Source organism: Rufibacter roseolus, from assembly GCF_017916365.1.
Taxonomy (GTDB): Bacteria; Bacteroidota; Bacteroidia; order Cytophagales; family Hymenobacteraceae; genus Nibribacter; species Nibribacter roseolus.
On sequence record NZ_JAFMSU010000001.1, the window covers coordinates 1,354,533 to 1,368,183 of the forward strand.

General features: G+C 49.5%; 8 protein-coding genes. 6 read left to right on the plus strand and 2 right to left on the minus strand.

The features are described 5' to 3' along the window. Positions 1–20: 20 nt before the first annotated feature. Complete coding sequence (locus tag J3P35_RS05445) at positions 21–353, minus strand: ArsR/SmtB family transcription factor (RefSeq protein WP_210463336.1); 333 nt, start codon at positions 351–353, stop codon at positions 21–23. A 754-nt stretch (positions 354–1,107) separates the two neighbouring features. Between J3P35_RS05445 and J3P35_RS05450 the strand changes: the two genes are divergently transcribed. Both J3P35_RS05450 and J3P35_RS05455 read left to right on the plus strand, forming a co-directional pair. Then, positions 1,108–3,327, plus strand: coding sequence for a GH92 family glycosyl hydrolase (locus J3P35_RS05450; protein ID WP_317195355.1), 2,220 nt, complete (start codon positions 1,108–1,110; stop codon positions 3,325–3,327). A gap of 236 nt (positions 3,328–3,563) precedes the next feature. Then, positions 3,564–3,785 (plus strand): hypothetical protein, encoded by a 222-nt coding sequence (locus J3P35_RS05455; protein WP_210463338.1) that lies wholly within the window; start codon positions 3,564–3,566, stop codon positions 3,783–3,785. 233 nt (positions 3,786–4,018) lie between these two features. Here the strand turns inward: J3P35_RS05455 and J3P35_RS05460 are convergent, their stop codons facing one another. After that, entirely contained in the window at positions 4,019–4,981 is a 963-nt protein-coding gene (locus tag J3P35_RS05460) for a glycoside hydrolase family 43 protein (RefSeq protein WP_210463339.1), read from the minus strand. A gap of 737 nt (positions 4,982–5,718) precedes the next feature. Between J3P35_RS05460 and J3P35_RS05465 the strand changes: the two genes are divergently transcribed. The 4 genes from J3P35_RS05465 (at position 5,719) to J3P35_RS05480 (ending at position 13,514) form a co-directional block, all read left to right on the plus strand. Further along, positions 5,719–8,976, plus strand: coding sequence for a SusC/RagA family TonB-linked outer membrane protein (locus J3P35_RS05465; protein WP_210463340.1), 3,258 nt, complete (start codon positions 5,719–5,721; stop codon positions 8,974–8,976). A 22-nt stretch (positions 8,977–8,998) separates the two neighbouring features. Continuing rightward, on the plus strand, positions 8,999–11,011 hold the full coding sequence (locus tag J3P35_RS05470; protein WP_210463341.1) for a RagB/SusD family nutrient uptake outer membrane protein: 2,013 nt from the start codon (positions 8,999–9,001) through the stop codon (positions 11,009–11,011). Positions 11,012–11,036: 25 nt separating this feature from the next. Further along, positions 11,037–12,251 (plus strand): DUF4959 domain-containing protein, encoded by a 1,215-nt coding sequence (locus J3P35_RS05475; RefSeq protein WP_210463342.1) that lies wholly within the window; start codon positions 11,037–11,039, stop codon positions 12,249–12,251. Between the two features lie 66 nt (positions 12,252–12,317). Continuing rightward, entirely contained in the window at positions 12,318–13,514 is a 1,197-nt protein-coding gene (locus tag J3P35_RS05480) for a DUF4998 domain-containing protein (RefSeq protein WP_210463343.1), read from the plus strand. The last annotated feature ends 137 nt before the right edge of the window (positions 13,515–13,651 follow it).

Below are 13,651 nucleotides of genomic sequence, written 5' to 3' on the forward strand. Positions count from 1 at the left end.
ACGATGAAGGAAGTGGATTTTTAGCAACAGTTGTCCTGGCAGGACACCGGGCTGGAGAACAACTGCAGGAACATATCGCGGGCTTCTTCCCAGTTTTGCTTGTCTATGCAGTAGCACACGCTGGTGCCTTCTACGGTGCCTTTAATCAGCCCCACCGCTTTAAGTTCTTTCAGGTGCTGTGATACCGTGGCCTGCGCCAGCGGAAGTTCGCTTACCAGATCGCCGCAGATACAGGTCTGTTGTTTGAGCAGGTGCTGCAGAATGGCTATCCGGGCCGGGTGCCCCAGGGCCTTGGCCAAAGCCGCCAGCCTGTTCTGCTCCCCGGTGAAGTGCTGAGTTTTGGTAACGCCCATGGTTCTGGTTTCTAAATTCATCGCAATACTACGATAAAGCCAAGTGAAATCAAATGGGTCAGGTGCAACCCGCCGAGATTCAATGGTGCTTTGTAGTTCTTGGGGTTCCTTTACTGGACCAGTGGAAGAGTTTTCCCTGATCGCCAAACTTATGGCTGTCTGGGTTGGCGACCGGTGGCCTCTTGGCTGTACAAGTGGTTTTGCATGTTCTGGGTCACGCCTCCGCCGAAGTCCTTCTGTAACTTCTACAGCCTTTGGGTAAGCTTGTTATTCTTGTATCTGGTGGTATCTTAGAGCCATAATGAAAGCCTGCTCAGTTGATATTATTTTCCCTGTAAGGACTGCCTTCAAGCCTATTGCCAGGTTTGATCTCCAATCAAACAACCTGGCTTTACCTACTAGAAAACGCATCATGTCTTAATGAAAGGCTTCCTCTGTTTCTTCCTGCTGATTTACTGTAGCTTTATTACCTACGCCCAGGCTGTTGCGCCAAAGACCAGCTATGCCCTTATTCCTTATCCTGCTTCCCTGGTAGAAAAGGAGGGAAGCTTTACCGAAAGCTGGCTTAAACACTAACCTGGCGTTTATTGGCCCGAAATTTAAAATACTGATAAATCTGAGTTGGAATAGATTCCTTTCCATGACACCTGAACCCTCATTTTAACGGCCCACCATGAAAGATCAATCAACACCCCTCCTCAAGTCCTTTGCTGCGCTGGCATTGGGCCTAAGCATTTTTATAGGATGTAAAAGTGTGAAGGAGGAAACCAGGGCAACCCTCACCGACAGCCTTACCCAATTTGTTGATCCCTACATAGGTACTAGTTTCCACGGCCACGTTTTCATGGGGGCCAACGTTCCCTTTGGCGCGGTGCAATTAGGCCCAACCAACATAACTGAAGGGTGGGACTGGTGCTCTGGCTACCATTACTCAGACTCCACCATTGTGGGTTTCGCGCACACCCATTTGAGTGGCACCGGCATCGGGGATCTGGGCGACATTGCGGTGATGCCCACCACCGGCCCAGTGAAGGTGATGGAAGGATCAGTTAAGAACCCCGAGAAAGGCTTTGTGTCTCTGTTCTCGCACCGGGATGAGCGCGTCAAGCCCGGCTATTATGCCGTAAAACTAAAACGGTATAACATCCAGGCGGAACTGACGGCCTCAGAACGGGTGGGTTTTCATCAATACACTTTTCCGGCCTCAGAAGAAGCCCACATTGTGGTGGATCTGCAATCGGGTATAGGATGGGACCAGCCCACCGAGACTTTCATTGAGCAATTGAATGACAGCACGCTGGCGGGTTATCGTTTTTCAAAGGGTTGGGCAGCGGACCAACGCATCTATTTCGCGGCCGTTTTTTCTAAACCCATCCAAAACTTCAAAAGCTATCAACTGCTGGATTCCCTGGGGAACACAGCCCCGGCCTACAAAGGAAACAGAATCAAAGGAGTAGTCAGCTTTACTACTTCCAATGGCGAAAAGGTAAAACTGAAAGTGGGCATTTCACCGGTGAGTACCCAGAATGCCGTGGCGAATATCAGGGCAGAGATCCCGCACTGGAACTTTGACAAAGTAGTGGCCGATGCCGATGCCGCCTGGAACAAGGAACTGCAGAAAGTGAGCATCCAAACGGATGATCCCAAACAGCTGAAGACTTTCTACACTGCACTGTACCACACTTTGATTGCGCCTTCCATTTTCAACGACCATAACGGCGATTACCTGGGCACGGATAAAAAGGTGTACAAGAATGCGCCTTTCACCAACCTCACCACCTTCTCGCTTTGGGATACCTACCGGGCGGCGCATCCGCTGTTTACCATCCTGCAGAAAGAACGGGTAAGTGATATGATCAACTCCATGCTGGCCGTGTACAAGCAACAGGGTAAATTACCGGTATGGCACCTGATGGGCAACGAGACCAACACCATGGTGGGCTACAGCGCCGTACCAGTGGTCGCCGATGCCATTCTCAAAGGCTTTGATGGGTTTGACAAAGACCTGGCGTATGAGGCCATGAAAGCCACGGCCATGCGAGACGACAAAGGGCTGGATCAGGTAAAAGCCAAGGGCTACATCCCCGCCAACATCACGGTAGAATCAGTGGCCATGGGGTTGGAGTACGCCATTGACGATTGGTGCCTGGCGCAAGTCGCCAAGCAGAGAGGCGCTACTGAAGACTACGCCTACTTCAGCAAACGAGGCCGGAACTATGAGAACTACTTTGACAAACAAACGCGTTTCATGCGCGGTCGGATCTCTGACCAGGAATGGCGCACCCCGTTCAGTCCGTTTGTATCGCGGCACCGCAATGATGATTTCTGCGAAGGAAACTCCTGGCAATACACCTGGCTCGTACCCCAGGATGTGGAAGGCCTGATCAACTTACAAGGCGGCGAGAAACAATTCAGCCAGAAACTTGACTCATTGTTTGTGGCCCAAGGGGACATGGGAGAGGAAGCCTCTAATGACATCTCGGGGTTGATTGGCCAGTACGCCCACGGCAACGAGCCTAGTCACCACATCACCTATCTGTACAGCTATGTAGGCCAGCCCTGGAAAACCGCGGACAAAGTACGGTTCATCCTCAGCCACTTCTACACCGATAAACCCGATGGCATCATTGGGAACGAAGATGTGGGTCAGATGTCTGCCTGGTATATTTTCTCATCCCTTGGCTTCTACCCGGTGAATCCAGCCAACGGCGCTTACGTCTTCGGGAGCCCAGCCGTGAAGGAGGCCACGCTGAACCTAGCTGATGGCAAAAAACTGGTGATAAAGGCGCCCAACAACAGCCCTGAAAACAAATACATCCAGAAAGTCACCCTGAACGGCAAGCCTTACACCAAATCCTATATCCTGCACAAAGACCTGATGCAGGGCGGCGAACTGGTTTTTGAAATGGGCAACACGCCAGGTGCTACCTGGGGAGTGGCGCAAAAAGACAGACCCAGATCCGTAACCAGGTAGGGCCGAAGGCAAGCCACAGCTTATTCATCATTGCCCTCAAATAAAAGCGCTCAGTTTAGGGGCTGTTTTCCAGAAAACAGCCCCTAAACTGAGCGCAAAATGAGTCTATTTGCAGGCTTGAGACTTACCCGAGATGTGGCCTGTATCTACTTTAAGGGAGCTCCGGGGTTTCTTGGAATGAAATACCTGACAATTTAAAATGACAGAAGTTGCTTTAGGTGGCTTACTTTTAAGGCATGAACAAGGAAAACAAGAAAGTAGCAAGAGTAGTCATATTTTTCATGCTGGTTTTTCTAGGTTTAATCACAAACCTTGCAGCTTCCATCTCTTTGCGTGATGACAATGCGGTCAAAGTGCCTTTGCTTGTTATAGGATTCTTCACTGCCGTTTTTAGTTTCATTTTCCTAATTGGCGCTATCTTGTCTTTGATTATGAGTGGAAAGGATAGGAGTAAGTAAATCAGCATCAATCCTCCTCAGCATCTTTAGCAGTTAATTTAATTCTTTGACTAACGCTCACTTTTGGCCAACAGAGCATTGGAGTGTCGGTGTAGGAATCTGCAACAGGTAATAAGGTTTACCTCTCTTTAACTTAAAACAGGCTCAAACTTAAAACAGGCTCAAAACGCATTAGGGTGATCAGACATGCCTCTCAATTAAGTTAAAGCCCATCCAAGTCTTTCCCATACTCCTTAGAACTTCATTTTTAGTTTCCAGTGCTTTGCCAACCGTTTAGCTTCTTTTCTGGTGAGGTGCACAACGGCTCCGTGTTTGGGCGACGAAAAGTTGGTGGTCTTCATCACGCCCTCATTGAAATGGCCAATAGGGGTGAAGTTCACGAAGTCTGAGGTCTCACTGAACCCGAAATTATGAGGGTTGATGCCGTAGATGTCATAGATGAGCACCCATTTATCCTGACCAATACGCTTGAAAACGGTGGGTGCTTCGCAGGCCTGAGGCTCGGGGTCAATCCATTGGGGAGCATACTGGTACCCGATGTGGATAGAATCTGATACCGCCTGCTTGATCCCGGGAACCCCGTCATGCGGCACATAGAACATGTGGTACCTGTTTCCTACTTTGGTGATATCCGCGTCAATGTAGGTGATGTCTTTGGGGTACTGGAATAGGAGTTGAGGCGCTGTTTCCATGGCGGTAAAGGCATCGTTCATGTAGGTGTAGTACAGCTTATTATTGCCATTCCCGAACCGCATGGTAAAATACAGCATCAGCTTTTTCTTGCTCTCGTCATAGATGGTCTGGGGCGCCCAGGCACATCCAATCTCCTCCAGTCCTGGGAACGCTTGGTCTACCCGCAGGATAGTCCGTGACCAATGGATGAGGTCCCTGGATTTCATAAGTACCAGGGATCGGTTGTTTCCCCAGCCGTACAGTTTGCCGTCGCGTTCCCACTCGGTGTCGCGGTAGCCCGCTTTCTGGGCAAAGATGTGCAGGTCCGTCATGGCCAGGTAGAACATTCCATCGGGTCCGCGAGTGATGTGCGGGTCCCTGATGCCTTTCTGCAGGGCAATGGTATCTCCGGCCATGACCTGGTTTCCAGAATTGATATCCGTAAAGGTGTACCCATCCGGGCTGAGGGCCATGTGTAACCCGTGGGTAGCATCCTTGAAATACACCAGCAGGTACGCCTTCATATCCTTTTCCTGAGGAGCTCCAGATTTTCTTTGAGCTTGAACTCCACCGGTGGTAAGTCCCAGTATCACAAACAGGGCCATAGCTGCCCGCCTAAATTCCTTATTGTACTTCATGCATGATGAGTGAGATAGCCGCAAGTGTAGGTTGCCAATATACTCGTAGATTTTGCTTATATGTGTAAAATTAACATTTATTTAAGCATCTGCGCGAAAAAGCGGCGATTATTGAAATTTTAATCCAAATACAGCTAAATGGACCTTTCTAATTAGCAAAAATTTATTTTACTAAAATGTGGTTGCAGATTTTGCAAATTCTGAATTAAAGAGTAGGTTTATCCCCAAGTGAATAAGTGTACAAACAACGCTTATTTTTAAGCCGAAAGCTACCCAGTAAAAATTGGTATTTAAATGTGGCTCCTGTTTGAATATAGGATGACCAATATACCAGCATGGAGAAGCTTATCATTGACAGAATGCAGTCGATAGATACCATCACAAATTCCCGTCCCCCCTACGGGTATGATAGGTTTGGTTAATCCTGAACCAGGATTTTCAAGAAGTTAAACGCTGCGATAGTTCCATGGGCTAGACTCATGGTCATGAGGCAGTTATTGATACTCTTTTAAAATTTTAAACCAACTATTTTACCTATGAAGCACAATTACTCGGCTAAGGAGAACAGGTACGCTCTGGTTCTTCTACTTTACTTATCCACGCATTTCACTGGGTTGGCTCAGATGCTTCCGAAAAGTGAAATAAAGACCCCTGAGATTGGTTCTGTTTCCTCGAAAAGAGGCAATAAACCAACTACGCTTCTCGCCAGTAACAGGCAGCCAAGCCCAAGCGGCGCAGCAGAACGGCAAACCCAGTTCAAAGTAACGGGCAAGGTGGTATCCCAGGAAGACGGTTCCGGTCTTACAGGGGTAAGCGTTGTGTTGAAAGGCACCACCATTGGTACTAACACAGACATCAACGGAGACTTCACCTTGAACGCCCCGGACGGAAAAGGCATCCTGGTTTTCACCTACATAGGTTTTGTGACCCAAGAGGTGCCCCTGGAGAACAGAAGGGAAATCTCGGTGAAGCTGGTACCGGATACAAAAGCAATACAGGAAGTAGTGGTGGTGGGATTTGGCGAGCAGAAAAAGGCCAGCCTGGTAAGTTCTATCACCTCGGTAAGCGTGGCAGATCTGAAGACCCCAACCTCTAACTTAACCAATGCCATTGCCGGTAAAGTGGCCGGGGTTATCTCGTTTCAGCAAAGCGGCGAGCCTGGCCTGGGAACTGATAACTCCACCTTCTACATCCGGGGTCTGTCCACCTTCGGAACCGGTAAACGCGATCCCTTGATCCTGATTGACGGCATAGAGTCCTCCCCAACGGATATGGCCCGCCTGCAGCCAGATGATATCTCAGATTTCTCGGTATTAAAGGATGCCGCGGCTAGCTCTATCTATGGCGCCAGAGGAGCAAACGGCGTAGTCCTGATCAACACCAAATCAGGGAAGGAGGGACCTATCAAAGTCAGCCTACGGGTGGAAAACCGCATCTCCACCAATACCAGGAACTTTCAATTGGCTGACAACATCACCTACATGAACCTGGCGAATGATGCCACCTTGACGCGTTCTCCACTCGCCAAAGAGCCTTACTCCCAGAACAAAATCAACAGTACCAGAATGGGGGAGGATCCTTATCTGTTCCCTAACAACAACTGGGTTGATCAACTGATCAGGGACCATACCTTCAACCAGGGCTACAACATCAATTTAAGCGGGGGTACGAACAAAGGCCGCTATTACCTGGCCATGACCTACAACAAGGATAATGGAATCCTGAAAGTAGACCCCATCAACAATTTCAACAGCAACATCAGTCTGAACAATTACTCCATCCGGTCCAATATTGATTTTGACCTCACACCCACCACTGTATTGACTGCCCGGGTGTACGGTCAGTTTGATGATTACAACGGACCTATTGGAGGTGGGGCCACCACCTTTAGGAATGCCTTGAACACCAACCCGGTGATGTTTCCGGCGTTTTACCCCAAAGACAAACTGCCCTTCGTGGATCACCCGCTGTTTGGGTCTGCCCGCACCATCAATAGCGATGCCGTAGAGACCACCACGTTATTCGTGAATCCTTACGCTGAGATGGTGAAAGGGTACGAAACTTATAAAACCGCCAACCTGAACCCACAGTTGGAGATAAAGCAGGACCTGGGTTTCCTTACCAAAGGACTTAGTGCCAGGGCCATGACCTACCTCAAGAGAGTGTCTTTTGTGTCGCTCAACCGGTTCTACAACCCGTTCTACTACAGCTCAACCATCAACCCGGAAGACGGAAGCTATAAAATAGGGGTGCTGAATGATGGGTCCTCTACTTCCATCGGGTTGCCGGGAACAGAGTATCTGAACTACACCGAAGGAAACAAAGTAGTAGAGTCAACTTTCTGGCTGCAGGGAGCGGTGGATTATAACCGAACCTTCGCTGACAAGCATGATGTAGGTGGATTGTTGGTGTCCTATATCTCCAACTACGAGGCCGGTAACCCCGGTACCCTCATCCGTTCCCTCCCCAACAGAAACCACGGCATTTCCGGCCGCTTCACCTACGGGTATGACCAGCGTTACCTTATTGAGATGAACTTTGGTTATAACGGATCTGAGCGCTTTGCCAAAAAGAACCGTTACGGCTTTTTCCCATCAGCGGGTATTGGATACCGCATCTCCAATGAGAAATTCTTTGAGCCTCTCAAAGGCATCATCTCTAACCTGAAATTCAGGGCCACCTACGGTATTGTAGGAAATGACCAGATCGGGAACAGAGACGAAAGATTCCTGTACATGTCCAACGTCAATCTTAATGACAATGGCTTTGGTTCTTCCTTCGGAAGAAATGACGGTACCGCTGTTTATTACCGACCAGGGGTTTCTATCTCAAGATATTCCAACGAGAGCATTACCTGGGAGAAATCAAAGCAGCTCAACTTAGGGATGGACCTGAACATAGGGTCTGCCCTTAACTCTGTGGAGCTGATTGTGGATGTGTTCAAACAACACAGATCCCAGATCTTACAGCCTATTACCTACATAGACAACGTCTCTGGTTTAATGGCTACCCCGCTCTCCAACTACGGTAAGGCAGAGTCGCAGGGGGTTGATCTTTCTGCCAACTACAGCAAGACACTTTCCCAGAATCTGAATGTAGAGCTCAGGGGGACTTTCACCTACGCTACCAGCAAGGCAGTGAAGGTAGATGAACTGGCCTATGACAGTGACTTGGCCCACTTGTCCAGAGCCGGACGTCCACTCAGCCAAAGATGGGGCTATATCGCGGAGCGCTTGTTCGTGGACAACGAGGAGGTGGCCAACTCTCCGGTACAGTTTGGCGACAGAGGCCTGCTGGCCGGTGACATCAAATACCGGGACATCAACAAGGACGGCGTGATCAACACCGATGACATGGTTCCCCTGGGCTATCCGCAGCAGCCGGAGATCATCTACGGCTTTGGTACCACCGTCAGATACAAGAAGTTTGACCTGAACCTGTACTTCCAGGGAGCAGCCCGCACCTCTTTCTTCATTGATCCGTGGGCTATCCAGCCCTTCTACCAGTACCAGCTTCCTAACCAGGCAGGCGGTTACCAGACAGGTCTTTTACAGGCCATTGCAGATGACCATTGGTCTGAAGAGAATGGAAACCTGTATGCCTTCTGGCCACGCCTAAGCACCTGGCAGGTACCCTCTAACAACCAAACCTCTACCTGGTGGATGCGGAACGGAAGTTTCATCAGACTGAAGAATGTGGACTTTGGGTACAACATAGACAAGGTGAAAAGACTTGGGGTGCAGAGCGCCAGGATATACTTCTCGGCCACCAACCTGTTGATGTTCAGCAAATTCAAGCTGTGGGATGTGGAAATGGGCGGCAATGGCTTGAACTATCCAATCCAGTCTGTTTACAATCTTGGTCTGTCTGTCAATTTATAATCAAAGTTTGATGTACAATATCATGGAAAAGAAGAGTTTCCTCTCAAAAATATATCCCTTTGGCAAAGGGCTTCCCAAAGCCCCGGCCAAAAAAGAATCCTCGCACAGAAGAAAGAAACCGTTCAGCTTCTTCCTGGTTCTTCTGGCTCTGGCTGCTTCTTCCTGCAAAGACTACCTGGATGTGGTGCCAGACAACGTGGCTACCATAGAGCATGCCTTCAAACTGCGCAACGAGGCCGAAAAGTATCTGTTTACCTGTTATTCCTTTTTGCCTAAAAACGGGGATGGCTGGTACAATGCGGGATTGATGTCCGGCGATGAGATTTGGCTGCCCCAGGCAAGCCAAACCCATTGGCACCCGGCCTACAGAATTGCCCTGGGCCAGCAGACCAAAGATGCGCCTTTGTTTGATGAATGGGCCGGCATGCGCAAAGGCAACGGGGGCTGGAATGACCACCTGAAAATCTATAGAGGTATCCGCCACTGCAATATCTTTCTGGCCAATGTAAAGGACCCGAACAAGGTGCCTGATCTCACTCCTGAAGAACGCATCCGGTGGATTGGGGAGGTAGAGTTCCTGAAGGCATTTTACCACTTCTACTTATTCCGGATGTATGGGCCCATTCCGATTGTTGATGATATCCCTGCCACTGACGAGCCCAGCGCAAAGCGCATGCCGGTAGATGAGGTGGTGAACTACATCTCCAACCTGCTGGACCAATCCGTGGAGAAATTGCCCGCCCGGATTTTCGACGAGAACAAACAGATGGGCAGAATTACCCAACCTATTGCGCTGGCTGTAAAAGCAAAGCTCTGGCTGTATGCCGCCAGTCCTTTGTTCAATGGCAACGCTGATTATGCCGGCTTCACAGACAAACAGGGCGTTGCCTTATTCAATCCTACCTATGACCAGAACAAATGGGTAAAAGCTGCAGCAGCAGCCAAAGCAGCCATTGAATCGGCGGAGCAAAACGGGCATGCGCTTTACAAGTACACCACCGATGTGTACAACCTAAGCCAGGTCACCAAAACCCAGTTGAACATCAGAAACGCGGTTACCAACCGGTGGGGTACTGAGCATGTCTGGGCTTTGTCTAACAGTTATTTCATCAATGAAAGACTGTGCATGCCTCCTATGGAGAGAGGAAGCCAGAACAGTAGGTTTGAGTTGCAGGCTCCTTGGTCTGCTCCTATCAAAATCGCCAAGATGTTCTACACCAAAAACGGCGTGCCTATTGAGGAAGACAAAACGCTGGACTTCACCAACTACTCAGCGGTGAAAGTGGCCGGGGCAGAGGAGAATTTCAACATAGAGGCCAACTACAAAACCGCTCGCCTGAATTTTGACCGTGAACCCCGTTTCTACGCCGATTTAGGTTTTGACGGCGGTATCTGGTACATGAAGGATGGAAACCCAACCGGCAGTGATGTCAACACCTTCTATGTGAAATCTAAGAACGGAGATAAAGCAGGTTTCGGGGACTTTGTGAACTGGAACGAGACCGGGTACTTCATCAAAAAGCTGGTGCACTGGGAGTCCACTACCAACGGCACCAATGCCCCCACCTGGAAATCTTACCCCTGGCCAGAAATACGACTGGCAGATCTATACCTGATGTACGCCGAGGCCCTGAACGAGGTGCAGGCAGGTTCTCCTGTGGCCATTGAATACTTAGACAAGATCAGGGAAAGAGCCGGTTTGAAAGGCATTGTAGAGTCTTGGTCCAATTTCTCTAAAAACCCCTCAAAATACACTTCCCAGACCGGCCTGCGGGACATCATCAGACGTGAGCGCCTCATTGAGCTTGCTTTTGAGGGTCACCGTTTCTGGGACTTAAGAAGATGGAAACTGGCGGGCGAGGAGTTGAACAAAGATATCACGGGCTTTAACATCATGGGTAAAACCCCTGAGACCTATAACAATGAAAGAGTGGTGTTTAGTCAGAAGTTTATCACCCCAAGAGACTATTTCTGGCCGGTGGGCAACTATGACATCAGACGCAACCAGAATTTGGTAGAAAACCCTGGATGGTAAATCAACATTTTAGCGGATTAAACTTATGAACTTACATAAACTTAAAACATCGTTTTTCCTCATTTTTGGAATAATGGCCGTGGTTTCCTGCGAAGAGGATTTGCAGTTCCGGGAACCCATAGGAGGGGATAGCAGCGTGCCCAGCATGGTGTCAAACGTTACCGTGGAGAACCTGGCGGGTAAGGCTAAACTGACCTATACCATACCCAAAGACCAGAATCTGCTGTACGTGAAGGCGGTGTATACCATTGCCACCGGTAAAACCCTGGAGGCGCAGACTTCTTACTACAACAACTCGCTCATAGTGGATGGCTTTGCAGACACAAATGAGCATGAGGTGCAGTTGTACACCGTGAGCCGGAGCAACATCAAATCCAACCCGGTTACGGTGAAGGTGAAGCCCCTGGAGGCGCCTATCTGGAAAGTCTACAAAAGCATTCAGGTGGCTACTGCCTTTGGTGGTTACAACCTGTCTGCGGCAAACCCAGATACGGCCAATGTTTCCATCATTGTGATGAAGAAGAATGCCTTCAATGAGTTTGAGGTAGATAACCAAAAGAGCGTTTTCACTTCAGTAAAAGACATCACTTCTAAGATCAGGGGCCTGGATACTACCCGGTATGAATTCAAGGTCTTTGTCAAAGACAGATGGGGAAACTCCACAGACACCACTTCCAAAATAGTCCAGCCCTTGTTTGAGGCCGAGCTGCCCAGTTCAGGGTTCAGGGCATTTGTCCTGCCCGGTGATGCGCCCCAGGTAACGAACGGCGCCCGGCTGGAATACGCCTGGGACGGGCTTCTGGGGTGGCCCTATGTAAGCTTTACCCATCAGGTGAACGGCGGGCCCGAGCCCCATATGATCACCTTTGACACCGGCAAGCTGGCCAAAATGAGCCGCATCTGGATCCGTCCTTTTCCAGAGTTGGACCCGCCTCAATTCTATTATCTGACCACCATGAAGCGGTTTGAGATCTACGGATCGGCCAATCCTTCTTTGAACGGGGCTTTAGACGCCAGCTGGGTTTTGCTGGGCTCTTACGAAGTGGTGAAACCTTCGGGCACTGGTTACGGGCAAGACACGCCCAAAGACCGGGAGACAGCGGCCGCCGGCTTTAACTGGGATCTGGACCTGAACGCGCCTAAGGTGAGATACATCCGGATTAGATGCCTAGAGAACTTTGCGGGAGGCACGGCCCAGAGCATCAATGAACTGAAAGTGTACGGAGATACCCGTTTGTAAAACATTAAATCCAGGTCCTGCCGCCATTCTATGGAGGGGAGGCAGGACCTTTAAAGAAAACATACAATGAAAAGGATATTCATACATAAAATAAGGCTGGCCTTTGCCTCCTTACTTTCCTTGATGGCTTTGTATTCCTGTACTGACTGGGATGACTTCAAGGAGTACACCAAGGATGGGGAGATTCAGTACGCCGGCAAAATGGACTCGGTGAAAATCTTCTCCGGCAAGGGACGCGTGCTGTACAAGGCGCAACTAAGTGCCGACCCTAAGGTGAAAACGGTGAAAATCTTCTGGAATGACCGGAAAGACTCCGTGGAATACCAGATTGAAAAAGGTGTGGGCAAAGAACCTTTTGAAAGAACTTTCGCTGTGGACGAAGGCGTGAAGAACTTTGTCACCGTTACCTATGACGCCGCCGGGAATGCTTCTATTCCGGTGAACGCGATAGGTACATCCTATGGCAATACCTACCGCAGGAGATTGAACAACCGGCTGATTTCTTTGCTTGACTTTGAAACCAGCAGAACGGTGATCAACTGGGATGCCATGGACCTGTCTACCGGGGCCCAGTATACCGAGGTAGAGTATGTGGTGAACGGGGAAACAAAGGTGATCACTACTCCCGTGTCTACCTCCAAAACTGTTCTGGAAGGACTTACAGAATCCACCACCATCAAATACAGAACCATCTTCAAACCAGAGCCGACCAGTATTGACACATTTGCGGTGGCTTTCCAGAATTATGCCATCAACATTGTGCCGCAATTGAAGAACAAGAAAGTACCGTTTATCGCAACTGCTACTTCGGGAAGGTGGGGCAACCTGGCAAACTGGATCACGAACGATGCGGCTAAAAACCACGGCGGTTTTGGTGGCTGGGATGAATGGAACGGCAATATCTTCAACGTGGAATCCGGCTGGGGCTCGCCGCCCATCACCAACGGGAAGATCTACCAGACCCTTACCCTTGACCCCGGAACCTATACTTTTGAGATATCGAACCTGAGAGACACAAACCTGACGCCTGACGATAAAACCTACCTGGTGGTTGCCCTGGGGAATACCCTGCCGGATGTGGAGCAAGTCACCACTTCTTTGGGCCATACAAAGATCTATAATGGAAAGCCCATTGGAGAACTGCGGGTGACCTTCACGGTTCAGGAAAAGTCAGAGGTAAGCATGGGATACCTTACCACCCAGCCAGACGGATGGCCAGGTAAATTCTGTAACATCGTCGCGTTTGATTTCTATAAGAACTAAGCAAGGTTAATTAGGGTCGCATGCAAAAGCAAAAAGCCAGAAGGGGAATACCCTGCTGGCTTTTTGTTTTTACCCTTCTTATCCAATTCTACTATGCAGCAAGAGAGAGTTAGCTGACTTGCGCCCACCTGTGTATT